Source organism: Roseomonas sp. CECT 9278 (assembly GCF_918698155.1).
GTDB lineage: Bacteria > Pseudomonadota > Alphaproteobacteria > Acetobacterales > Acetobacteraceae > Neoroseomonas.
In genome coordinates, this window is sequence record NZ_CAKKLX010000018.1 from 38,519 (window position 1) to 60,957 (window position 22,439).

Consider the following 22,439-nt stretch of genomic DNA (forward strand, 5'->3'; position numbering starts at 1 on the left):
ACCGCACACGGACCCGTGCGCCTGTTGTAGGATGATGACAAAGGTGACATGCGCGGGCCGGCCCGCCAGTGCCGAAGCTACCGGGAGGCCACCCTGTCCGACGACTGCCCGCCGTTCCTTGTCACCATCGCCACGCAGCGCAGCGGCACCAAGTTCCTCGGCACGTCGCTATCGGCCGGAACGCTCGCGCGCTCGCTGGGCGAGGTCTTCCAGCCCGGCCCCGGCGGCGCCGATTTCCGCGGCTTCTTCGCCGAGTTCGTCGCCGCGCGCGGCGGCTTCGGCTTCGAGGCTGAGGAGATGGGCGCCTGCCTGGACGGCTTCATCGCGCGGCTGCGCGAACGCGTGGCGCCGGCGATGCTGCATTTCGACCTGATGTACAACAACCTCGGCAGCTTCGCGCCGATCTGGAGCATGCCCAGCGGCGCGCCGGGGTCGAACTTCCTGGCGAACTGGCTGAAGTCGCGCCGCGCCGGGGTGATCCACCTGATCCGCCCCGACCTGGCGGAATGCTTCGCGAGCCACGTCATCGCCGAGACCCGCGGCATCTACCACACCGGCAACGACGCCGACGCGGCGCAGGGCATGCAGGTGACGCTCGGCGCCGAGCAGGCGCTGGCCTACATGCTGCCCATCCTCAAGACGCGCCGCTTCGTGCAGCGCGCCTTCGGCGGCTATTCCCGCTTCCTGGAAGTGACCTACCCGGAGATCATCGGCGGGCAGGCGGTGGCCGGCCCGCAGGCGGAACGCATCGCGCGCCTGGCCGGCTTCGGGCCGGCGCAGGTGGGCAACCTGTTCGGCCCCTCCCCGCTGCGCCAGACCGCGAAGGACAAGCGCGCGCTGGTGACCAATTTCGACGACATCGACCGCATGGCGCAGAACCTGCAGCGCCACGTCAACGACGGCTGAGCCTCAGCGCGCGTTGGCGCTCGCATCCGATCGCGTGGCACCCACGCGCTGCGCCAGCGCGGCCGCCATGAATTCGTCCAGCTCGCCATCCAGCACGGCGGCGGGATTGCCTTTCTCGACGCTGGTGCGCAGGTCCTTCACCATCTGGTAGGGCTGCAGGACGTAGCTGCGGATCTGGTGGCCCCAGCCGATATCGGTCTTGCCGGCTTCCACCGCGTCCGACACCGCCTCGCGCTTGCGCAGTTCCAGCTCGTACAGGCGGGCCTTGAGCATCTCCATCGCGATGGCGCGGTTGCGGTGCTGGCTGCGGTCCTGCGTCGAGGCCGCGACGATCCCGGTCGGGATATGCGTGAAGCGCACGCCCGATTCCGTCTTGTTCACATGCTGCCCGCCGGCGCCGGACGCACGGAAGGTGTCGGTCTTGAGGTCGGCCGGATTGACCTCGATCTCGATCTTGTCGTCGATCACCGGATAGACATAGACGCTCGCGAAGGACGTCTGGCGCCGTGCGGCCGCATCGAAGGGGCTGATGCGCACCAGGCGGTGCACGCCGCTCTCGGTCTTCATCCAGCCATAGGCATTGGCGCCGGTCACCTGCAGCGTGGCCGACTTGATGCCGGCCTGCTCGCCTTCGGACTGTTCGGTCAGCGTCACCTTGAAGCCGCGCTTCTCGGCCCAGCGCATGTACATGCGCAGCAGCATCTGCGCCCAGTCCTGCGCCTCGGTCCCGCCGGCGCCGGCGTTGACTTCCACGTAGCAGTCATTGGCGTCGGCCTCGCCCGAGAGCAGGCTCTCGATCTCAAGGCGCTTGGCTTCGGCGGCGAAGGTTTCCAGGTCGGCCACGGCGGCATTGGCGGTGGCGTCGTCGCCCTCGGCCTCGGCCAGTTCGATCAGGTCGATCGCATCGGCGACGTCGCGTTCAAGCTTGCGCACGCCATCGACCTGCGATGACAACCGCCCGCGTTCGCGCATCACGCGCCCGGCTTCGGCGGCATCGTTCCACAACGCCGGATCCTCGGCGCGGGCGTTCAGTTCCTCGAGGCGGCGGACGGCGGCATCCCAGTCAAAGATGCCTCCTCAGCAGGGACACCGATGCGGTGATCTGCTCGTTCAGGGATTCGGCTTCGGCGCGCATGGCGCGGGGTTTAGGGCGCGCGGCGCGGGCTGTCGAGGGCGTGCAACATCAAAGGCGCCCCCCGGCCGCCAAAGGTGGCCGAGGCCGCGACTGCGGCCCGCGGCAAGTGCCGCGAAGCCAAGCCGGCGGAGCCGGCGCCCGGCGTCTGAGGAGACGAAGAACCACGCCAACGAGCCGCTGACAGCGGCCGTTGGTGTCAATAAAGCCCGCCCAGGTTGCTGTCGACGCGCCCGGCCGACCCGCCGCCTTCAGGATCGCCGTCGGCCCGCCAGCGCCGCGCGGAATTCTCCGTGCCGGGGCGGAAGGCTTCCAGGATCGACCCGCCGCCCAGGTTGACGCGCACCAGCGCGACACCCGGCGGCGCGCGGAAGGGCACCGGCGGGCTGTCGCGGAGCGCGGCGGCCACCACCTCGCGGAAGATCGGCGCGGCATTGCCGCCGCCGGTCTCGCCATTGCCCAGGCTGCGCGGGTCGTCGAAGCCGATCCACACCGCCACCACGATGTCCGGCGTGAAGCCGACGAACCAGTTGTCCTTGTAGTCGTCGGTCGTGCCGGTCTTGCCCGCGACAGGGCGGCCCAGGCGGTTGCCGATGGCATTCGCCCCGGTGCCGCGCTGCACCACGCCCTGCAGCAGGGAGACCATCTGGTAGGCCGCGATCGGGTCGGTCACCTGGCGGCGCGCGGGGTCCACGAGGTCGGGCGGCCCGGCCTCGGGGCTGGCGGCGTTGCAGGTCGCGCAGGCGCGGCGGTCGGCGCGCCAGATCACGCGCCCGCGGCGGTCCTGCACGGAATCGATCAGCGTCGGCACCACCTCGCGCCCGCCATTCACGAAGGCGCCGTAGCCGGCCGCCATCCGCATCACCGTGGTCTCGCCAGCACCCAGCGACAGTGCCAGGTACCGCGGCATGTTCGGAATGACACCGAAGCGCGCCGCGCTGTCCGCCACCGCATCCATGCCCATCTGCTGCGCCAGGCGCACGGTCACCAGGTTCAGGCTGCGCTCCATCGCGGAGCGCATGGTCACCCAGCCATTGGCGGTGCCGGCGGTGTAGTTCTGCGGCCGCCAGACCCGCCCGCCCGCCAGGATCTCGATCGGTTCGTCGAGCAGTTCCTGGTTCGGCGGGATGCCCTGCTCCAGCGCCGTGATGTAGACGAAGGGCTTGAAGGACGATCCGGGCTGGCGCTGCGCCTGCGTCGCGCGGTTGAACCAGGACCGTTCGAAGGACCAGCCGCCGGCCATCGCCAGCACGCGCCCGGTCTGCGGGTCGAGCGCCACCACCGCGCCCTCGGCCTGCGGCATCTGGCGCAGTTCCAGCCGCTCCGGCCGCGCCGGGCGCCCCTGCGCGGGCAATTGCGTGGCCATGGGTTCGACGAAGACCACGTCGCCGACATTGACCACCTGCTGCATGCGCCCTGGCGCGCCACCGATGCGCCCGTCACGCGCCGGCCGCGCCCAGGCCAGGTCCTGCAGGTACATCAGGCCGGTGCGCGCCTGCGGCGCCCCGCGCCCATCGCCGCGATCCACCCAGCCGAGCCGCGCATCCGCCTGGCGCACCTCCAGCACCACCGCGAGCCGCCATTCCGGCAGCCCACCCGGCGGGCGCTGGTAGGCTTCCAGCGCCGGCATCCATTCGGTCGGCGTCGCGGCGATCTGCCCGAAGGCGCCGCGCCAGCCGCCGCGCCGGCGGTCATAGGCCATCAGCCCGTCGCGCAGCGCGCGTTCCGTCGCCGCCTGCAATTCTGGGTCGAGGCTGGTGCGCACCACCAGCCCGCCCATCGTGGTCTGCTCGGCGCCGAAGCGCTGGATCAGTTCGCGGCGCACATCCTCGGTGAAGTGCTGGCCGACCGGGATCACCTCGGGCCGGCGCGTCGGGCGCGGCACGATCGGCTCGGCCTTGGCGTAGCGGGCTTCTTCGCGGGTGATGTGGCCGTCCTCGGCCATGCGGTCGAGCACCCAGTCGCGCCGCGCGCGCGCGGCCTCGGGGAAGCGCACCGGGTTGTAGTTGTTGGGGCCCTTCGGCAGCGCCGCCAGGAAGGCGGCCTCGGCCAGGGTCAGTTCATCGAGGCCCTTGTTGAAATACGCCTGCGCCGCCGCCGCCACGCCATAGGCCTGCTGGCCGAGGAAGATCTCGTTGAGGTACAGTTCGAGGATGCGTTCCTTGGACAGCGCCTGCTCGATGCGCACCGCCAGGATCGCCTCGCGCACCTTGCGCATCAGGGTGCGGTCGGCGCCGACCAGCATGTTCTTCGCGACCTGCTGGGTGATGGTGGAAGCGCCCCCCATCCGCCGGCCGCTGCCGTAGTTCTCGATCGCCGTCAGCATGGCGCGCCCGATGCCCAGCGGATCGACGCCCGCATGGTCCCAGAAGCGCTGGTCCTCGGCCGAGACGAAGGCCTGCTGCACGCGGCGCGGGATCGCCTCGATCGGCACGAACACGCGCCGTTCTGTCGCGAGTTCCGCCGAAAGCCGGCTGTCGGCCGCGTAGATGCGGCTCATTTGCGGCGGATCGTAGTCGGCCAGCCAGCGATAGTCGGGCAGGTCCTCGGCGATCTGGCGATACAGGCCGAAGCCCGCCACGCCCGCCACCAGCCCACCCCCCACCAGCAGGATGAACATCAGGCGGAACAGCCCGAGCCCCCGCCGCCGCCGCCGCGGCCTTGCGGTCTTGTCGCGCCGGCGCTCGGCGGGCTCCGCGGCGGCCTCGGCGGGCGGATCGGCGGGCGTCGGCGCGGACTCGGCGTTGCGCCGGCGCTTCATGCGGGCGGGATCGAGCGGGGCATCGGCGCGGAGAGGATTCGAAGACACCATCGGCACCTACACGATTTCCGTCACGCTCGCGACTGTCCCGCGCGCCGGCCGCCGCGCGCCGCGGCTTGTCACGGTGGCGTGATGCCCCCGCTGGAGCAGATCGCGGTCAGCTGGAATCATCCGAACGCGTGAAGATGCCCTGAAAACGAGAGGCTGGAGCCTGCGACGCGAGCGCGAGAGAACGCGGCATGTTCCAGGCGCGGCCGCGCCCGGCCCCTGCAACGCCGCGCCGTCGCGCGGGTTGCACGGGCCGGTCACCCGGCCGCGGCCTGCGCGCCGGTCGCGTCGAGCCACCCGCGCACCGCCCGCGCCAGCGCGCTCGCCAGCCGCGCGCGGTGCTCGGGCCGGCGCAGCGCCGCCTCGTCGCGCGGGTCGGACAGGAAGCCGAGCTCGACCAGGGCGGAGGGGATCTCCGGCGCCTTCAGCACGACGAAGGAGGCCTCGCGGTGGGTATTGGGCAGCAGCGGCACTTCCTCGCCGAGTTCCCGCACGGCCAGCCGGGCGATGCGCGCCGACCCGGCCCGCGTTTCCTGCCGCACCAGGCTGATCAGGATGCGCTGGACCTCGGGGCTGACCGAGGGCAGCCGCAGCCCGCCGGCGATGTCGGCGCGGTTCTCGCGCCGCGCCAGCGCCTCCGACATCGCATCGGAGGCCGTCTCGGCCAGGGTATAGACCGACGCGCCCCGCGCGCCCGGCGCGCTGTCGGCATGCAGGGAGACAAACAGCGCGGCATCGCGCCGCCGGGCGAAATCCACCCGGTCGGCCAGCGGGACAAAGATGTCGCGCGTGCGGGTCAGCGCGACGCGGCAGGTGCGCGCGGCCTCCAGTCGCGCCTTGAGGTCGATGGCGGCGGCCAGCACGATGCGCTTTTCCTGGGTGCCGGCGGTGCCGATCGCGCCGGGGTCGCGCCCGCCATGGCCGGGGTCGATCACCACCAGCGGCAGGGCCGCGGGCGAGCGCGCCTGCCCCGCCAGGATGTCGCGGCCGGAGCGCACGGCGGCGGCGAAATCGGCGGCCGAGGCCGGGCGGATCTCGATGACGACATGGCCCGCGCGCGCCGGCCCGGGCCGTGGCAGCGCCGGCGCCATGAGGTCGACCAGCAGCATGTCCTCGGCAGCGACGAAGCGCGCCGCGCGCACCGGCCCCGCGCCGCGCAGGCTGGGCGGGCCGCGCCACGCGGCATCGGGCAGGTGCAGCGCCAGGCGCCGCGGGTCGTCCAGCACGCGCACCGACCAGCGCTGGTCGCCCTGGACCGGCAGGGTCAGGCGCGCGCCGGGGCCGGCGGCCGCCAGCGCGGCGCCGGTGATGGTGCCGGCGCGGGCCGGCGCGGCGCCGATGGCAGCGAACAGACCAAGTCCCAGCAGGGGGCGTCGCCCCGGGCCGAACATCCAGACTTCCCCTCAAACGCCCCGGCCGCTCGCCGGGTCGGCAGCCATAATGCCAGTTTGACCAGCAGCTTGCCATGGGAAGCTTCAAGTGGCGCGTGAGGCGCGGCACGGTGCCGATCCCCGTGCGCCGTCGAGATTCCGGGCCAGTCAGCCAGGATGCATAATGAATATCTCGAAGTAACAATTCGGTGCCTGCCGCCCTGCCGCTATATCGCCGGCAAGGAAACCGAGGACGGCCCATGCAGCCATCCTCCCCACGCCGGAACGACCATGCCCACCATCATCGGTACCAGCAACAGCGACAACATCACGCCCGCCTACCTGTCGTCTGGCGTCACCGGCGGCAGGCCCGACGAGGCCGATGACAGCATCGCCGGCGGCGACGGCAGCGACCAGATCGATGGCGGCGGCGGCAACGACACCATCGATGGCGGGGACAAGGAAGACTACCTGAAGGGTGGCGCCGGCAATGACAGCCTGGTCGGCGGCAGCTCCGGCGATCGGCTGGTCGGCGGCGAGGGCCGCGACACCATGAGGGGCGGCGATCACGGCGATCGATACCTTGTCGATACGCTTGGCGACCTGGTGCTGGAGGCACCCGACGGAGGTCGCGACAAGGTGCAGACCACCCTCGCTGCCTACACGCTGACGGCGAATGTCGAGGACCTGGCCGGCCTTGCCGATACGGGGCAGAGGCTCGCCGGCAATGCGCTCGACAACCACATCATCGGCGGCGCCGGCGCGGACACGCTGATCGGCGGGGCTGGCTACGACATCCTTGATGGTGGCGCCGGCGCCGACCGGATGATCGGCGGCGCCGAGGGCAACTTCTACTATATCCAGGGGGCCGGGGATGTGGTGGTCGAAGGGCTGAATGGCGGCCACGACCGGGTCGTCTCCACGGTCGCCGCCTACACCCTTCCGCCGAACGTGGAAGACCTGTTGGCCTGGAACAGCGATCTCCATCCGTCGTCGCTGCCGTTCGATTTCAGCGTCCCGGCCATGCGGCTGGTCGGCAATGCGCTGAACAATCTCATCGTCGGCGGCTACAGCGCCGACACGCTGGTCGGCGGCAACGGCGCCGATACGTTGATGGGCGAGCTCCCCTACGCATCCGGTGTCGGTGGCCAGGCGCGCGGCGCCGCCATCGCGGATGGCGCATTCGTCGACGACCGCCTGCTGGGCGGCGGCGGTGACGACTACTACCTCGTCGGCGACGGCGACGTGGTGGTGGAAGGGCTGGACATGGGCCGTGACACGGTGGAAGCCGGCCTGGACCACACGCTGGCTGCGAATGTCGAGGTGCTGGTCCTCGAAGGCTCGTGGGCCTTGAAGGGGACCGGCAACAGGCTGCACAACCTCCTCATCGGAAGCGCGGCCGGCAATGAGTTGGCCGGGCTGCGTGGCGCCGATTCGCTCGCCGGGCGCGCCGGCGCGGATAGCCTGCTGGGCGGCGAGGGCGCCGATACGCTGAACGGCGGAGCCGGCATTGACGTGCTCACCGGCGGGTCCGGCGCCGACCGCTTCCGCTTCGATCTCGCGGCCGACAGCGGACCGATGGCGGCCGACCGCATCGCCGACCTCGTCTTCACCGAGGGCGACCGGATCGACCTGCGGCTGATCGACGCCAATACGCTGCTGTCGGGCGACCAGGCCTTCGCCTGGATCGGCGGCGCGGCCTTCGGTGGCCTGGGCGCCGCCAGCGCCGGTCAGTTGCGCGTGACGGTGAGCGCGCCGGGCGAATGGCGCGCCGAGGGCGACATCGACGGCAACGGCCTGGCCGACCTGCGGATCGACATCGCCAGCGCGGGCGGCCCGGGCGCGGGCGGCTGGTTCCTCCTTTAGCGGCTGCCTTTCCCGGCAGGGTTGTGACAACCCCCCTGCATGACTATGGTGACCTGCCCCGGCGGCTGCCGCTGCGGGCGGAGTCCCGGGCGGGTTCGCCCGGCCAGCGACCCCAGGGCCTGAGGCGGGGCGCGGCCGGATCGGATCATCGGGTGCCCGGCCTGGAACCGGGGTGGCCATGTTCGGCCCCCAGCGTTCCGTGGCCTGCCGGGCGCCCCTCCTGCCGTCTCCGCCGGCGCGGAACCCGGTGCGTGCATCGCCCGACCCGCCCCTTTTGCCGGCGCCGGGCAAGCCGCACCGACTGCCGGCCCGCCTGCGCCTGTGACCGTCGCATTTCCTGCGACCGTCCGAGGGCATCGGGGCACGAGACCAGGCGCGCCCACCCCGGGCCCGCACCGCGCCGCGCGCGGACGGGCCCGCCGAGCGAGGATGACGGCAGGCGCATGCCAAAGGACGCAGCGCCGCCCCATCATCCCCGCCCGGGCCCCGCCAATTCCTTGCGCCGCCGGCCTGGCCGCGGCGCGGAGACCCGCGACCCATGACCAAGCGCATGCTGATCGACGCATCCCACCCCGAGGAAACCCGGGTGGTGGTGCTGGACGGCAACCGCATCGAGGAATTCGACCTCGAGACCGCCACCCGCCGCGCCCTGAAGGGCAATATCTACCTGGCCAAGGTGGTGCGGGTGGAACCCTCCCTGCAGGCCGCCTTCGTGGAATACGGCGGCAACCGCCACGGCTTCCTGGCCTTCGGCGAGATCCACCCCGACTATTACCAGATCCCCGTCGCCGACCGGCAGCGCCTGATCGAGATGCAGGCCGAGGACGCCCGCGCCGAGGAGGAGGCCGACATGGCCCCCGAATCGGCGATGGACCGCGCCGCCTGGAATGGCGAGGGGGCCGAGGGCTGGACCCACGGCGACGGCAATGGCGACGGCAAGGTCCAGGGCGACGGCGATGCCCCCGACACCGAGGTCGCGGCCGTCGAAGTCGCTGGCGTCACCAGCAACGAGGGTGCCGCCGAAGGCTGGCAGGCACTGGCCGGCGAGGGCGTCGTCGACCAGGCTGCCGAGCCCGGCCCCGGCCCCGAGGCCATCGACGCCCCCGCCGATGCCGGGCCCGCCGAGGGCGCGGCGCAGGCCGCCCTGCCGCTCGACATGGCGCGCGAGCGCGTCGCCGGCTCGGCGGATGCCGAGCTGCCGGTCGAACCGGCCGACGCCCCCGAGCCCGCCGGCGCCGCGACCTCCGACGGCGAGGCCGCCGCGAGCGCCGATGCCGGCAATATCGAGAGCCTGGCCACCGACGAGCTGCCGCCCCCGCCCGAGACCATCGGCGGCGAGGACATGCCCGCCGAGAGCGAGGATGAGCGCCGCGAACGCCGCATCCCGCCCCGCTTCCTGCGCCACTACAAGATCCAGGAGGTGATCAAGCGCCGGCAGATCATGCTGGTGCAGGTCGTGAAGGAAGAACGCGGCGGGAAGGGTGCCGCGCTGACCACCTACATCTCGCTCGCTGGCCGCTTCTCCGTGCTGATGCCGAACTCGCCGCGCGGCGGCGGCGTCTCGCGCAAGATCACCTCGGCCGCCGACCGCAAGCGGCTGCGCGAGGCGGTCGAGGAAATGAACATGCCCGAGGGCATGTCGCTGATCGTGCGCACCGCCGGCGCCCAGCGCCCCAAGCCCGAGATCAAGCGCGACTGCGAATACCTGCTGCGCCTGTGGGACAATATCCGCGAGCGCACCCTGGCCAGCTCCGCGCCCGCGCTGATCTATGAGGAAGCCGACCTCATCAAGCGATCGATCCGCGACGTGTACGGCCGCGACATCGAGGAAGTGGTGGTCGAGGGCGAGGACGCCTATTCGGCCGCGCGCGAATTCATGCGGATGCTGATGCCCGCCAATGCCGGCAAGATCCGCGCCCACCGCGAGGCCGTGCCGCTCTTCGCCCGCCACAGCGTGGACCAGCAGCTGGACGCGATGCATTCGCCGGTCGTGCAGCTGAAGTCCGGCGGCTACATCGTCATCAACCAGACCGAGGCGCTGGTCGCCATCGACGTGAATTCGGGCCGCGCCACGCGCGACCGGCACATCGAGGACACCGCGCTGCGCACCAACCTGGAAGCCGCGGACGAGATCGCGCGGCAGCTGCGCCTGCGCGACCTCGCGGGCCTCATCGTCATCGACTTCATCGACATGGAATCGGCCAAGCACGACGGCATGGTCGAACGGCGCATGAAGGATGCGCTGAAGCAGGACCGCGCGCGCATCCAGGTGGGCCGCATCAGCCATTTCGGCCTGCTCGAGATGTCGCGCCAGCGGCTGCGGCCGTCCATCGCGGAACAGACCTTCGTGGCCTGCCCGCATTGCGCCGGCCGCGGCCTGGTGCGCAGCGTGGACAGCAGCGCCCTGCAGGTGCTGCGCGCGATCGAGGAAGAAGGTGCCAAGCGCCGCGCCGCCGAGATCTGCGTGCATGTGGCATCGCCGGTCGCGCTCTGGCTGCTGAACCGCAAGCGCGAGCGCCTGGCCGAGATCGAACAGCGCTTCGGCATGGCCGTGATGTTCGAACCCGACGACACGCTGATGGGCCCCGCGCTCAAGATCGAGCGCACCCGCGCCGCCGAGCCGGGCGCGATCCCGGCCGGGCCCTCCGCCCTGCGCATGGACTACGCCCCCGAACCCACCGCCACCGAGGCGGAGGAGGAGGACGCGCCCGCCCACGCCGAGGAGGCCGAGGAAGCGCCCCGCCGGGCGCGTGGCGACGCGCAGCGCCGCTCCGGCGATGACCGCCCGCGGCGCGCCAGCGATGACGGTTCGCGCCGCGGCGCCGACGACGGCTCGCGCCGCGCCGCCGACGACGGTGCGCGCCGCGCCGACGATGACGGTGCGCGCCGCGCCGACGATGACGGTGCGCGCCGTGCCGGCGACGACACCGAGCGCCGTGCCGGCGACGACACCCCGCGCCGTGCCGGCGACGACACCCCGCGCCGTCCCGGCGACGAGGAGCGCGCCGAGACCGCCGAGGAAGGCGAGCGCCGCCGCCGCCGCCGCCGCCGCCGCCGCGGTGGCCGCCGCGAGGATGGCCGCGAGGACGCCCCCGGCCTGGACGCCGATGCCGAGGCCGGCCCCGAGGGCGAGATCGACGCCGAAGCCGGCCCCGACGCCGATCCCGATGCCGAACCCACCACCGCCGAGGGTGAGGAAGCCCCCGAGGCCGGTGCCGGCGATGCCGGGCTCGACGCCGATGGCCGCCGCCGCCGCCGTGGCCGCCGCGGCGGTCGCCGCCGGCGCGAGGACGGCACCGCCCCCGAGGCCGGCGAAGCCGCCATCGAGACCGGCGAGCCCGCCCCCGCCCCTGCCCCGGCACCCCGCGCCGCGCGCTACACCGGCCCGACCCCGGCGGACCCCTTCGCCGGGCAGATCGACGACATCTTCGAAGCGATGGAAGCCGCCGAGGCCGCGGCCGAGCGCGCCGCGACCGCCCGCCCGGTGCGCGTCGCCGCCCCCCCCGCCGACGCCACGGCCGAGACCGCCATCGCGGCCGAGATCGTGTCCTCGGTGACCGTGGTCGAGCCCGCGGCCCCGGTGACGGCGGCCGAGCCCGTCGCGGTGGCGGAGCCGGAAGCGCCGGTCGCCGACGCCCCGCTGCCGCGGACCCCGGCGGTCGTCGACACCGCGCCGGAGGCCCGGCCGGAACCGGCGCCCGCACCGGCGGCGCCGGCCGAGCCGGTGATCGGCGCGCCGGTGCAGCCCGTGGTTCTCGGCACCGGGGCCGAGGCCGCGCTGCCGAAGCGCCAGGGGTGGTGGAAGCGCTGACACGGTCGGGGCGGCGCATCTCGCCGCCCCGCGGACGGGCGGCGGCGCTCGGATCGAGATGCTGGTGAACGCACCGCGCCAGCGCCCTTGGCGCGGGCCGCGGATGGCGGAGATCGCTCCGGCCGCCCGGATGGCGCGACCCGGCGGCCTGGGTCGTTGCCGGCGCTGCGGCCCGTCGCGATCGCGTGGCGAAGGCACGGTCATCGCGGCCGTGCGCGGCCAGGCGTCGTGGCGCTACGGCCCCTCGACCGAGGCCGCGGCGATCGCCAGCACGATCTCGTCGCGCAGGCGCTTCAACTCCAGCGCCCGCAGCGCGGTCTGCTCCAGCCTGCAGGACAGCCGGTTCGCTTCCGCCTCGGCCTCCGGCGACAGCGCCGCTTCCGCCGCGCAGACCACGTCGCGATAGCCCGGGAAGGCGCGCTGGGCCCGGCGCAGCGCCTCCAGCGCCGCGCCGGTCGCCAGCAGGCCGAGCTCGCGCTGCCAGCGGTCGAGCTGCTGCTGCCAGATGGCGGTCTCGACCAGCGCGCAGACCTGCAGGGGCTGCGGGCGACCGGGCAGCGCGGGCAGTCGCGCGACCAGCAGGCCTTCGCCGGGTTCGCCCTGGCAGGTCGCGGCGATGCGCCAGGCGCAGCGCCCGAAGGCGGCGCGCGGCGGATGCGCCAGTGCCGCCAGGGTGCAGGCCTCGATCCAGGCGCGCTCGGCGGCATGGGGGCGGGTGGCGTCGGGGGTGCGCTGCGCGGCGGCGGGCAGCGCCAAGGCCACCGCGAGGGGCAGCACCGCGACGCCCGCGCCACCATGGCGCCGCGCGGCGCCAGCCGGGGGCCGCGATGGCGTGGCCCCGCCGTGCCGGGTGCCGCCCCGGACCCGCCCTTCGCCACGACACGCCATGCGGCCCGTGATCCCTTCCCGACGGGTCAACGTCTCGTTCACCCGGCCGGCGTCATCATGGCGCATCCATGCGTTCCCTGCCTGCCCTGATCGCCGCCCTGATGATCGTCGCGCCGGTGGCGCGCGCCAACGACATCGCGCCGATGGCGCGCTCGAACGGTATCGCGCCGGTGGCGCGCGCCAACGACATCGCGCCGGTGGGGCGCGCCAACGACATCGCGCCGGTGGGGCGCGCGAACGACATCGCGCCGGTGGCGCGCGCGAACGCCCCCGCGCCGGTGGCGCACGCGAACGACATCGCGCCGGCGGCGCGCGCCAACGACATCGTGCCGGTGGCGCGCGCGAACGCCCCCGCGCCAGCGTCGCACGCCACCGCACCGACGCCGGTGACGCGTTCCAGCGACCCCGCGCAGGTCGCCCATGCGGCGGAGGCGTCGGCCATCGCGCATGCCGACGATGCGGCGCCGCGCCTGTGCATCGCGCGCTTCGTCCCGAACGATCCGTTGCCGCTCGAACGCCGCTTCATCGGCCTGCTCACCGGCGATGGCTGCGCTGCCGGCGACCTGCTGCACTTCACCTTCGTGGGCGAGAGCCTGGCCGCCGCCGTCGCCGCGCGCCATTGCCGCTTCGACCGCCCGGTGCTGCTCGACCGCGGGGAGGAGACGCATCTGGTCTGCGTCTGGCAGGGCACGATGCGCAACGCGCGCCCCTAGAGCAGATCGCGTTCAGATGGGGTCATCTGAACGCGTGAAGATGCTCTCAAGACAAGAGGCTAGAGCCTGCGAAGTGAGCGCGAGCGAACGCAGCATGCTCCAGAGCCGATCCCGATCAGATGGAATCGGTCGATCGGCTGAAGGTGCTTCCAAAGCCAAGGCCCTGAGGCCGATGCGGCGCGCCGAATCCGCCCTGGCGCCCGGCATGCAGCATCGCCACCGCGCCCCATCCGCCGCGCTACCCGTCCGCGTGCCGGGCCGCCCGCCGCAGCACCGCGCACAGCCGCGAAAACCCCAGCCAGAACCCGCCATGCTCCGGCGCCTGCTCCGGCCGCCCGCCGAAGGACGGCTCGCCCCGCCGCAGCAGCGCGAGCCGCGCCTCGAAGCGCCCCCGCATGTTCTCCAGGAAGCCGCCGCTCGCGCCCAGGTACTGTTCCAGCAGCTCGGTCGCGAGTGCGATCTCGACCGCCGCCTGCCCCTCCGTCGTGAACCGCTTGAGCGCGCGGCTTTCCTCGGCCAGCGCCAGGTGCAGCCGGTGCAGTTCCTGAATGTGGCGGGCGATGCGCCCGCGCGCCTCGCGCTCCGCCTCGGTGATGGCGTGGGTCTGGTCCATGGACGGCCTCCAGCCCGCAGCTTGGCGGATCGCCCATGAAGCGGCGGTGAAGACGCGACCGGAGGCGTGGCGCGGTCCTCCATCTTCCCCGCCCGATGCGCCCCGTCGTAGGACGGCGTGAACGCGCAGCGCGACCGGCCGGCCCGCCGCGGAGCGGCAACCGTGATGGGGCCTACCGCGGCGCGGCAACCGCGAAAGCATCCACCGCGGCGCGGCAACCACCACACGCCACGCCCCAGCGCGGCACCACGGCACGGCGGAGCACCACCCATGCGGATCGACACCATCGCGCAGCTCGAGGCGCTGTACGGCACCCCCAACCTCGCCTCCACCGCCAAGGTCGCGGACCGCATCACGCCGGACTACGGCCGCCTGATCGCCGCCTCGCCCTTCCTGATGCTCGCCACCGCCGGGCCCGAGGGGCTCGACTGCTCGCCCCGCGGCGACGCCCACGGCCTGGTGCGCATCGACGGCGACCGCACCCTGCTGCTGCCCGACCGCCGCGGCAACAACCGCGCCGACAGCCTGCGCAACATCATCCGCGACCCGCGCGTGGCCCTGCTGTTCCTGATCCCGGGCGCGGGCACCACGCTGCGCGTGAACGGGCGCGCGCACCTCACGACAGCACCCGACCTGCTCGCCTCCTTCGCGGTGGACGGCGCGGCGCCACGCTGCGTCGTGGTGATCGACGTCGAGGAAGCCTATTTCCAATGCGCCCGCGCGGTGCTGCGCGCAGGGCTGTGGGACAGCGCGCGCCATGTCGATCCGGCGTCGCTGCCGACGCCGGGGGCGATCCTGGCGACCATGAGCGGCGGGACGACCGGGGGCGAGAGCTACGACAGGGAGTGGCCGGGCAGGGCCGCCAGGACGATGTGGTGAGGGCGACGGAGGGGCGCCGCCCCTCCGGACCACCCCGCCAGGGGGCGACGGCCCCCTGGACCGCGATCCAAGGGGGCCTAGCCGAGGCGGGCGGCGACGCGGGCGACCAGCGCCTCGCGCTCGGCGCGCATGCCGGCGCCACGCGCCTTGGCGGCGGCCAGCACACCGGCCGGCGCGGTCTCCGGCGACCCGGCATCGAAGGGCGGCGCCGGCGCGTATTCGATCTGCAGCTGGATCGCCTGCGCCACCTCGGGTGAGGCGAGCTCCGCCGCCAGGGACAGCGCGAAATCGATGCCCGCGGTCACCCCGCCGCCGGTGACGAACCGGCCATCGCGCACCACCCGCGCGTGCTCCGGCACGGCGCCGAGCGCGGCCAGGAAATCATGGCTCGCCCAATGCGTCGTCGCCCGCCTGCCCTTCAGCAGCCCGGCCGCACCCAGCACCAGCGCGCCGGTGCACACCGACGTCACGAAGCGCGCGCCCTCGGCCTGCCGGCGCAGGAAGGCCAGCACCTCCTCGTCCTCCATGAGCGCCGCCACGCCCGGGCCGCCGGGCACGCAGACCACATCCAGCTGCGGGCAGTCCGCGAAGCTCATGTCGGGCAGCATCGCGAGGCCGGTGTCGGAGGTCACCGGATCGCGCGTCTTCCACACCAGGTGGACGACGCCGCCGGGAATCCGGGACAGCACCTCGAACGGCCCGGTCATGTCGAGCTGCGTCAGCCGCGGGAACAGCAGCAGGCCGAAGCGGAGCGGCGTGGTCATGGCGGGGGGTCCTCCTGGGCGCGGCAGGCTGGCATGCGCGGGCGCGGGCGCCAATGGCGGGACAGGCACGCCCTGGCGTAGCCTTGGCGGCACGGTCAGGGAAGGACGCCATGCGCCTCGCGGTGATCTCCGACATCCACGGCAACCTGCCGGCGCTGGACGCCGTGCTGGCCGACATCGACAGCCGCGCGGTGGACGCCGTCGTCAACCTCGGCGACTGCGTGACCGGGCCGCTCTGGCCGAAGGAGACCTTCGCGCGGCTGGTCGCGATCGACCTGCCCACGGTGCGCGGCAACCACGACCGCTGGATCGTGGACATGCCGCAGGACAAGCTCTCCGCCGCCGGGCGCCACGCGCGCGATGCCCTGTCATCCAGCGAACGCGCCTGGCTGCACGCGCTGCCGGCGACGCTGGAGGTGGCGCCGGAAATCCTCGCGGTGCACGGCACGCCCACCGACGACAGCACCTACCTGCTCGAGGACCAGGTCGATGGCCGGCTGGTGCCGGCGGCGCGCGCCACGGTGGCGGCGCGGCTTGGCGATGCGGCGCGGCCTGGCGTGGTGCTGTGCGGGCACAGCCATCGCCAGGCGCTGGTGCAGGGGCCGGGCGGCGCGGTGGTCCTGAACCCCGGCAGCGTCGGCTGCCCCGCCTTCGCCGACAGCCCGGCGGCGCCGACCCTGGAATTCCGCTCCCCCCATGCGCGCTACGCCATCCTGACGCTGCGCCATGGCCAGTGGGGCGCCGAGATGTTCGCGATCGACTACGACTGGGGCGCGGCCGCGCGCCGCGCCGCGGAGAACGGGCGCGCGGACTGGGCGGCCATGCTGGCGACCGGCGCGGTCGGCTGATGCCCTGGGCTGTGCGACGCCCGCCGGGCGGCGGTGGCGCGTGCCGGGGCGATGGTGCGCCTCGGGCGCGGCCGCGGCATCGGGCCGCGAGGCCGCTTGAGAATGCGCCGAGCGGCGTGTTCCGCGGTCCGGCACCGACCCTCTCAAACGGTCTCCGAGCCGCGCGCCTGCGGTCTGACGCCGCGGGATCGACCCCGTGGCATCGTGCAGTCAGGCCCGGTGGCCCGGGCGCGCCGCGCGCGATGCGCAATGCCAGCAGCGCGCGCTGCGCGATGCCAGCAGCGCGCGCTGCGCGACGTCAGGGGCCGCGTCGCAGCGCCGCCAGGTCCTCGGCCGTGTCCACGTCCCGCAATTCGCGCAGCAGCGCCACGCGCCGGCCGCGGAAGTTCCGCAGCGTGTCGGCCAGCGCATGCGGGCCGGACCAACGGACGCCCGCGAAGGGCCGCGCAGGCCGCCGCGGGCCCATGCCGACCAGCCAGTAGCCGCCATCCTCGGCCGGGCCGAACACCGCATCGGCGCGCCCCAAGGCCCGAAACGCCGCGGCGATGTCGGCCGGGCGGAGGTCCGGGATGTCGCTGCCCGCCAGCACCACGACCCGGTGCGGCCGCATCGCCCGCTCCATGCGCGCGCCCAGGTCGCCGCGGGCCTGGCCGATGCGCGGCGTGCCGCGTGGCACGAAGCGGGACCATACGGCGCGCGCGCCCGGCGGCGTGGTCGCCACCAGCGTGCGCCAGCGCCGGTCGCGCGCGATGGGCCGCGCCACGGCCGCCAGCGTGCCCGCGTAGAAGCGCAAGGCCGCGCGGTCGCCCAGCCCCGCCGCCAACCGGCGCTTCACGGTGCCCAGGCGCGGGGCGCGGGCGAACAGGATCACGACGGGGCGGGGCATCGGGGCACAGGACAGCGCATCGCCGCGCGGCACGCCAGGGCGGACAAGGGCTTACCGCCGTCGTGCATAGAACCGCGCGATGCGCTCCGGCGCCACGCCGGCGAACCACAGCGCCAGGCAGGACAGGTTGCGGGCCGAGCGCGCCCACCACCCCTCCGCCCGCCAGCGCGCCGCCGAGGTCACGAAGGCGGCGTCCAGCGCGACCAGCCGCCGCCGCCCGATCCGCCGCACCAGGTCGACATCCTCCATGATCGGGATCGGGCGCACGCCGCCCATCGCCGCCAGCGTGTCGCCACGCACCAGCAGCCCCTGGTCGCCATAGGGCAGGCCCAGCACCCGGCAGCGCCAGGTGACGGCGCGTTCCAGCCGGCGGGCCTGGGGCGAAGGGTCATCCAGCGCGAAGCGGAAATGCGCGGCGCGGCCGGCATTGGCCGGGTCGGCCATGAAGGTCGCGGCGACGTCCCGCCATCCCGGGCCGGGGCGCGTATCGGCGTGGATCACCAGCAGCCAGGGGGTCGTGGCGGCCTGCGTGCCGACGGCAAGCTGGCTGCCGCGGCCGCGCGGCGCCTCGATGACCTGCGCGCCGGCGGCGGCGGCGATGGCGCGCGTGGCGTCGGTGGAACCGCCATCGGCGACGATGACCGCGTCCACCTGCCCGTGCAGCGCGCCAAGCGTCGAGGCCAGGGGCCCGGCCGCGTTCAGGGTGGGGATGATGGCGGTGAGTTCGCCCTGCGTTCTCATCACGACCCGATCACGGTTAAGAGAGCATTAACCAGTCGTTCGCAGTATGTTCTTGACGCAGCCGGGCCGTTTGCCGAGGATGCCTGAGAACAAATTGGGAACTTCAGGAGCAGCGCCATGCCCGACGGTACCCCGCATCTCGCCCCCGACGCAGCCCCCGGCTTCGCGCTTCCCTCGCTCGCCCGGCGCGGCCGCGGGGCCGGGCTCAATCCCGCCGTGCGCTTCGAAAGCACGGCGCGCGAGGCCTTCGACGATGGCTGGGGCACGCTGGAAGCCGCCTTCGCCGACCTGCCCCCGCTGCCCACCACCCTGACCAAGGACCACGCGAAATCCGCCCTGGCCTGGAACGACAGCCCCGATATCGGCTTCGACCGCGCGGTGAACCCGTATCGCGGCTGCGAGCACGGCTGCGTCTATTGCTACGCCCGCCCCTCCCACGCCTATCTCGGCCTGTCTCCCGGCCTCGATTTCGAAACCCGGCTGCTGTTCAAGCCGGAGGTCGCCGCCCTGCTGGAGAAGGAACTGCGCAAGCCCGGCTACGTGCCCAAGCCGATCGCGCTGGGCTCCAACACCGACCCGTACCAGCCGGTCGAACGTACCCTGAAGCTGACCCGCGCCGTGCTGGAGGTGCTCGACCGCTTCGACCACCCGGTCACCATCGTGACCAAATCCGCCGGCGTGCTGCGCGACATCGACATCCTGTCGCGCATGGCGAGCCGCAACCTGGTGCGGGTCTGCCTGTCGATCACCACGCTCGACCCGCGCCTGGCCCGCATCATGGAACCCCGCGCGGCATCCCCCGAACGGCGCCTGGCCGCGGTGCGGCATTTGTCCGAAAGCGGCATCCCCGCCGCCGTGCTGGCGGCGCCGATGATCCCGGGCGTCAACGACGCCGAGCTCGAGGGCATCCTGGAACGCGCCGCCGCCGCCGGCGCCACCTCCGCCGGCTACGTCCTGCTGCGCCTGCCGCACGAGATCAAGCAACTGTTCGAGGATTGGCTGATCCGCCACATGCCCGACCGCGCGGCGCGCGTGCTCTCGCTGGTCCGCCAGACCCGCGGCGGCGCGCTGTACGACAGCCGCTTCGCCACCCGCCAGAAAGGCACCGGCGCCTACGCCGACCTGCTGGCGCAACGCTTCGCGGTCGCCACCCGGCGGCTCAACCTGGAACGGCGCGGCGGCGGCGTCGGCGCACTCGACTGCACGCGCTTCCAGGTGCCGCCGGCGGCCGGCACCCATGCCGCGCCGGCACAGCTGGCGCTGCTGTGACGGGCGCGGCGGAGGGGGCCTTGCCCCCTCCGGACCTCCCCCACCAAGGGCTTAAGGCCCTTGGAACCCTCAACTTTAGTCGGGGAAGTTGGGGAGGGGCTTCGACTGCGCCGCCGACGCGCCGGGCGCACCATGCCCCGCCCCAACTTCCCCGATCAGGTATTGGTGTCCAGAGGCCTTTAGGCCTTTGGCGGGTTGGGTCCGGGGAGGGCAGAGCCCTCCCCGTCGCGCCATCACGCCGCCCGCAGGTGTTCGCGCAGCCGCGGCATCAGTTCCACCAGGTTGCAGGGCCGGTGGCGGCTGTCGAGTTGCCACACCAGAATGTCGTCCCATGCGTCCTTGCAGGCGCCGGTGGAGCCGGGCAGGGCGAACAGGTACGTCCCGTCCGCCACGCCGCCCAGCGCGCGGGATTGCATCGTGGAGGTGCCGATCTTCTGGTAGCTCAGCATCCGGAACAATTCGCCGAAGCCTTCGATCTCCTTCTCCAGCACGCGCTTGAAGGCTTCCGGCGTGACGTCGCGGCCGGTGATGCCGGTGCCCCCGGTGGTGATGACGCAGTCGATCGCCCGGTCGGCAATCCAGTGGCGGAGCTGGGCTTCGATCAGGTCGGCCTCGTCGCGCAGGATCTCGCGCGCGGCGCAGCGGTGGCCGGCGGCCTCGATGCGCTCCACCAGCGTCTGGCCGGATCGGTCGGTGGCAAGGTCGCGCGTGTCGCTGACCGTCAGCACGGCGATGTTGACCGGCAGGAAGGTGAGCTTGTCGTCGATCGGCATGGCGGCGGTCCTCGGCTGCGGACTCAGCATGCGCATCGGCCTGCCGCGCCGCAAGAAAGCCTGGTGGCGACGGAAGCCTCACCCGGTGGCCTTGAGGCGCCGCGCAGGTGGGATCCCGCCTTGGGCGAAGCGCCCATGCACCCGCGACACCACACGCGGCGGCTCCCCCCCCGGCCTTGCGAACCGCGCCATGCAACGCCGGTCCGGCGCAAGGCGGGATTCTTGATGCCCCCCCGGCGGCGGACGGCGGCCCTACCCGCCCCGCGCCGCGCGGATCTGGGCGACGGCGGCCTCGACCCGCATCGCCAGCATCGCCTCGCCACGCGCGGCAGAGGACCGCGCCGGATCGCCGGTCGCCCCCAGCGCCGGCAGGTCGGCCGGGCGCGGCGGCAGGCGCGACAGGTCCACGCCAGGCGGGTGCACCGCCATGAGCTCGGACGTATCGCCGATGCCGGCATGGGTGCCGATCGACGCATCCGTCTCGCCCTGCGCCCGCAGCCAGGCGTCCTGCGCGGCGATCGCGCCGTACCAGCGGTCGAGCGCGATGGCCCGCGTCGCCTCGCGCCGCCATTCGGCGTTCAGCCGCGCCGCCAGGCGTTCCTGCGGGCGCTGCGACGGGCCGTTGTCGGCCATCAGGCAGATCCAGCGGAAGCCGGCGGCGCGCAGGGAGCGGGCGATGCCCTCCAGCATGCCGGCGAAGGCGTCCTCGCTGACGCCGAGCGTGCCGGGGAAGCGCAGATTGCCCTCGGGCGGGTCGAGCCGACCCTGGGGTGCGAAGGGCAGCACCGGCACCACCAGCGCGTCGCCCAGCGCCTGCGCCACGCGCAGCGCACCGGCGCGCACGATGTGGTCGTGCTTGCCCAGGATCATGTGCGGCCCGTTCTGTTCCACCCCGCCCGACGGCACGATCACGGTCCGCCGCCCGCCGGCAACGGCGTCGCGGACCTCCGGCCAGGTCATGTCGGCGATGTCGAGGCTGCCCGGCAGCGCCCGCGCCCGGCCGGCCATGGCCGCCGCCACCAGCCCCAGCGCGGCGGCCCGCCGCGTCACGCGCGTCGCGATCAGGCCGGCCATGCACGGAAATCCTTTCCAAATCGCTTGCAGGTATGGGATTTCTCCCGTCCCAGTTTACGAGAACCGTCGCGCGAATGACCCAGCCCGGCTACGATCCGATGACCGCCGCGTGGAACTGGCTCGCCTCGCTGGCGCGGCTGTTGACCGATCCTGGCTCGCCCTTCTGGTGGCCGACCCTGGTCGCGGCGCTGGTCGGCTTCGGCATCGCCGCGGCGGTGACCGGCGTGGGCTGGCGCGCCGCGCGGGCCGAGGCCCTGCCCCGCGCCACCGCGCGCTTCTGGCGCCAGTTGCCGGTCGACCTCGGCTTCATGGTGGTGAATTCGTCCATCCCGTTCCTCGCGGCGCCGGTGCTGTTCATGGTCAGCGCCATGGGGGCGACGCTCGGCTACCTGCTGATGGTGCCGTTCTTCGGCGCGCCGCAGGCCGGCACGCGGATCGACATGCTGGCGGCGACCGCCCTGGCGGGCCTCGCGGCCTTCGCGGCGGGCGACTTCGCGCTGTACTGGACGCATCGGCTTTTCCATCGTTACCCGCTGCTGTGGCGGGCGCACAGGCTGCACCATGCGCCGGAATTCCTCACGCCGATCACCGCCTTCCGCTTCTGGCCGCAGGAACAGGTGGTCCACATCATGGGCAATGTGTTCATGAGCGGCCTGGCCCTGGGGATGGTGGCGACCATGCTGGGGGCGGCGGTGGTGCCGCTCACGCTGCTGGGCGTGAATGCCTTCTCGCTGGCCTGGAACCTGGCGTTCTCGCATCTGCGCCACAGCCATGTCGCGCTGTCCTTCCCGCGCTGGCTGTCGCATATCCTGGTCAGCCCGCGGATGCACCAGGTGCACCACAGCGTCGAGCAACGCCACCACGACCGCAACTACGCCACCGTCTTCGCGCTGTGGGACTGGATGTTCGGCTCGCTGTACATCCCCGACGCCAAGGAACGCTTCCGCTTCGGCCTGGGCGAGGCCGAGGGCGCCCGTGATGCGGCAACCACGACGCCCGACGCCGCCGCGACAGCCGCGCGCTGAGGATTGGCCGGGCTGCACCGCGGCCCCACCCGACAGCCCGAACCGTGTTCGGCCGGCGTCGCCGCACCGGCG

The 22,439-nt window shown here is 73.4% G+C and carries 18 protein-coding genes; 8 read left to right on the plus strand and 10 right to left on the minus strand.

Annotated features, from left to right (window positions below; translation table 11 throughout):
* Positions 1-48 precede the first annotated feature (48 nt).
* Positions 49-906, plus strand: a complete 858-nt coding sequence (locus tag LQ222_RS13440; protein WP_230167079.1) for a hypothetical protein — start codon at positions 49-51, stop codon at positions 904-906.
* Positions 907-909: 3 nt separating this feature from the next.
* On the opposite strand, the gene prfB is transcribed toward LQ222_RS13440, so the two are convergent.
* From prfB to LQ222_RS13455, 3 genes are all read right to left on the minus strand, one after another.
* Positions 910-2,041, minus strand: a protein-coding gene (gene prfB, locus LQ222_RS13445; RefSeq protein ID WP_230167081.1) for a peptide chain release factor 2 whose coding sequence is annotated in 2 segments (ribosomal slippage) — positions 910-1,971 and positions 1,973-2,041 — 1,131 coding nt in all. Because the reading frame shifts where the segments join, the coding sequence is not laid out codon by codon here.
* Positions 2,042-2,237: 196 nt separating this feature from the next.
* Positions 2,238-4,799 carry a penicillin-binding protein 1A gene (locus tag LQ222_RS13450; RefSeq protein WP_230167083.1) on the minus strand — a complete coding sequence of 854 codons (2,562 nt, stop codon included), beginning with the start codon at positions 4,797-4,799 and terminating at the stop codon, positions 2,238-2,240.
* Positions 4,800-5,104: 305 nt separating this feature from the next.
* Positions 5,105-6,238: an N-acetylmuramoyl-L-alanine amidase gene (locus tag LQ222_RS13455; protein WP_230167085.1), complete on the minus strand. Its 1,134-nt coding sequence runs from the start codon at positions 6,236-6,238 to the stop codon at positions 5,105-5,107.
* A gap of 270 nt (positions 6,239-6,508) precedes the next feature.
* Here LQ222_RS13455 and LQ222_RS13460 point away from each other — a divergent pair, with 270 nt between their 5' ends.
* Positions 6,509-8,083 (plus strand): calcium-binding protein, encoded by a 1,575-nt coding sequence (locus LQ222_RS13460; RefSeq protein ID WP_230167087.1) that lies wholly within the window; start codon positions 6,509-6,511, stop codon positions 8,081-8,083.
* A gap of 538 nt (positions 8,084-8,621) precedes the next feature.
* The gene (locus LQ222_RS13465) at positions 8,622-11,894 is read left to right on the plus strand and encodes a ribonuclease E/G (protein WP_230167089.1); all 3,273 of its coding nucleotides are present in this window, start codon (positions 8,622-8,624) and stop codon (positions 11,892-11,894) included.
* Positions 11,895-12,128: 234 nt separating this feature from the next.
* On the opposite strand, the gene LQ222_RS13470 is transcribed toward LQ222_RS13465, so the two are convergent.
* Positions 12,129-12,671: a lysozyme inhibitor LprI family protein gene (locus tag LQ222_RS13470; RefSeq protein WP_230167091.1), complete on the minus strand. Its 543-nt coding sequence runs from the start codon at positions 12,669-12,671 to the stop codon at positions 12,129-12,131.
* A gap of 179 nt (positions 12,672-12,850) precedes the next feature.
* Here LQ222_RS13470 and LQ222_RS13475 point away from each other — a divergent pair, with 179 nt between their 5' ends.
* Positions 12,851-13,495: a hypothetical protein gene (locus LQ222_RS13475; protein ID WP_230167093.1), complete on the plus strand. Its 645-nt coding sequence runs from the start codon at positions 12,851-12,853 to the stop codon at positions 13,493-13,495.
* A 238-nt stretch (positions 13,496-13,733) separates the two neighbouring features.
* Here LQ222_RS13475 and LQ222_RS13480 read toward each other — a convergent pair whose 3' ends face one another.
* The gene (locus LQ222_RS13480) at positions 13,734-14,108 is read right to left on the minus strand and encodes a hypothetical protein (RefSeq protein ID WP_230167095.1); all 375 of its coding nucleotides are present in this window, start codon (positions 14,106-14,108) and stop codon (positions 13,734-13,736) included.
* Positions 14,109-14,378: 270 nt separating this feature from the next.
* On the opposite strand from LQ222_RS13480, the gene LQ222_RS13485 reads away from it, so the two are divergent.
* The gene (locus LQ222_RS13485) at positions 14,379-14,987 is read left to right on the plus strand and encodes a pyridoxamine 5'-phosphate oxidase family protein (protein WP_230167096.1); all 609 of its coding nucleotides are present in this window, start codon (positions 14,379-14,381) and stop codon (positions 14,985-14,987) included.
* A gap of 77 nt (positions 14,988-15,064) precedes the next feature.
* On the opposite strand, the gene LQ222_RS13490 is transcribed toward LQ222_RS13485, so the two are convergent.
* Positions 15,065-15,751, minus strand: coding sequence for a DJ-1/PfpI family protein (locus LQ222_RS13490; protein ID WP_230167098.1), 687 nt, complete (start codon positions 15,749-15,751; stop codon positions 15,065-15,067).
* Between the two features lie 110 nt (positions 15,752-15,861).
* On the opposite strand from LQ222_RS13490, the gene LQ222_RS13495 reads away from it, so the two are divergent.
* A complete protein-coding gene (locus tag LQ222_RS13495; protein ID WP_230167100.1) occupies positions 15,862-16,599 on the plus strand; it encodes a metallophosphoesterase in 738 nt (245 codons plus the stop codon).
* Between the two features lie 298 nt (positions 16,600-16,897).
* Here LQ222_RS13495 and LQ222_RS13500 read toward each other — a convergent pair whose 3' ends face one another.
* Positions 16,898-17,485, minus strand: coding sequence for a TIGR04282 family arsenosugar biosynthesis glycosyltransferase (locus tag LQ222_RS13500; RefSeq protein WP_230167102.1), 588 nt, complete (start codon positions 17,483-17,485; stop codon positions 16,898-16,900).
* 51 nt (positions 17,486-17,536) lie between these two features.
* Positions 17,537-18,226 carry a TIGR04283 family arsenosugar biosynthesis glycosyltransferase gene (locus LQ222_RS13505; RefSeq protein ID WP_230167103.1) on the minus strand — a complete coding sequence of 230 codons (690 nt, stop codon included), beginning with the start codon at positions 18,224-18,226 and terminating at the stop codon, positions 17,537-17,539.
* Positions 18,227-18,343: 117 nt separating this feature from the next.
* On the opposite strand from LQ222_RS13505, the gene LQ222_RS13510 reads away from it, so the two are divergent.
* Positions 18,344-19,495, plus strand: a complete 1,152-nt coding sequence (locus LQ222_RS13510; protein ID WP_230167105.1) for a PA0069 family radical SAM protein — start codon at positions 18,344-18,346, stop codon at positions 19,493-19,495.
* Between the two features lie 233 nt (positions 19,496-19,728).
* Here the strand turns inward: LQ222_RS13510 and moaB are convergent, their stop codons facing one another.
* Both moaB and LQ222_RS13520 read right to left on the minus strand, forming a co-directional pair.
* The gene (gene moaB / locus LQ222_RS13515; RefSeq protein WP_230167107.1) at positions 19,729-20,268 is read right to left on the minus strand and encodes a molybdenum cofactor biosynthesis protein B; all 540 of its coding nucleotides are present in this window, start codon (positions 20,266-20,268) and stop codon (positions 19,729-19,731) included.
* A gap of 252 nt (positions 20,269-20,520) precedes the next feature.
* Complete coding sequence (locus LQ222_RS13520) at positions 20,521-21,342, minus strand: creatininase family protein (protein ID WP_230167108.1); 822 nt, start codon at positions 21,340-21,342, stop codon at positions 20,521-20,523.
* Between the two features lie 74 nt (positions 21,343-21,416).
* Between LQ222_RS13520 and LQ222_RS13525 the strand changes: the two genes are divergently transcribed.
* A complete protein-coding gene (locus LQ222_RS13525) occupies positions 21,417-22,367 on the plus strand; it encodes a sterol desaturase family protein (protein WP_230167110.1) in 951 nt (316 codons plus the stop codon).
* Positions 22,368-22,439 lie beyond the last annotated feature (72 nt).

Excerpts from the sequence above, each read along its gene's own strand:
- LQ222_RS13440 (WP_230167079.1), top strand. The coding sequence starts at position 49 with ATGCGCGGGCCGGCCCGCCAGTGCCGAAGCTACCGGGAGGCCACCCTG.
- LQ222_RS13450 (WP_230167083.1), bottom strand. The coding sequence starts at position 4,799 with ATGAAGCGCCGGCGCAACGCCGAGTCCGCGCCGACGCCCGCCGATCCG.
- LQ222_RS13455 (WP_230167085.1), bottom strand. The coding sequence starts at position 6,238 with ATGTTCGGCCCGGGGCGACGCCCCCTGCTGGGACTTGGTCTGTTCGCT.
- LQ222_RS13460 (WP_230167087.1), top strand. The coding sequence starts at position 6,509 with ATGCCCACCATCATCGGTACCAGCAACAGCGACAACATCACGCCCGCC.
- LQ222_RS13465 (WP_230167089.1), top strand. The coding sequence starts at position 8,622 with ATGACCAAGCGCATGCTGATCGACGCATCCCACCCCGAGGAAACCCGG.
- LQ222_RS13475 (WP_230167093.1), top strand. The coding sequence starts at position 12,851 with ATGCGTTCCCTGCCTGCCCTGATCGCCGCCCTGATGATCGTCGCGCCG.
- LQ222_RS13480 (WP_230167095.1), bottom strand. The coding sequence starts at position 14,108 with ATGGACCAGACCCACGCCATCACCGAGGCGGAGCGCGAGGCGCGCGGG.
- LQ222_RS13485 (WP_230167096.1), top strand. The coding sequence starts at position 14,379 with ATGCGGATCGACACCATCGCGCAGCTCGAGGCGCTGTACGGCACCCCC.
- LQ222_RS13490 (WP_230167098.1), bottom strand. The coding sequence starts at position 15,751 with ATGACCACGCCGCTCCGCTTCGGCCTGCTGCTGTTCCCGCGGCTGACG.
- LQ222_RS13495 (WP_230167100.1), top strand. The coding sequence starts at position 15,862 with ATGCGCCTCGCGGTGATCTCCGACATCCACGGCAACCTGCCGGCGCTG.
- LQ222_RS13500 (WP_230167102.1), bottom strand. The coding sequence starts at position 17,485 with ATGCCCCGCCCCGTCGTGATCCTGTTCGCCCGCGCCCCGCGCCTGGGC.
- LQ222_RS13505 (WP_230167103.1), bottom strand. The coding sequence starts at position 18,226 with ATGAGAACGCAGGGCGAACTCACCGCCATCATCCCCACCCTGAACGCG.
- LQ222_RS13510 (WP_230167105.1), top strand. The coding sequence starts at position 18,344 with ATGCCCGACGGTACCCCGCATCTCGCCCCCGACGCAGCCCCCGGCTTC.
- moaB (WP_230167107.1), bottom strand. The coding sequence starts at position 20,268 with ATGCCGATCGACGACAAGCTCACCTTCCTGCCGGTCAACATCGCCGTG.
- LQ222_RS13520 (WP_230167108.1), bottom strand. The coding sequence starts at position 21,342 with ATGGCCGGCCTGATCGCGACGCGCGTGACGCGGCGGGCCGCCGCGCTG.
- LQ222_RS13525 (WP_230167110.1), top strand. The coding sequence starts at position 21,417 with ATGACCCAGCCCGGCTACGATCCGATGACCGCCGCGTGGAACTGGCTC.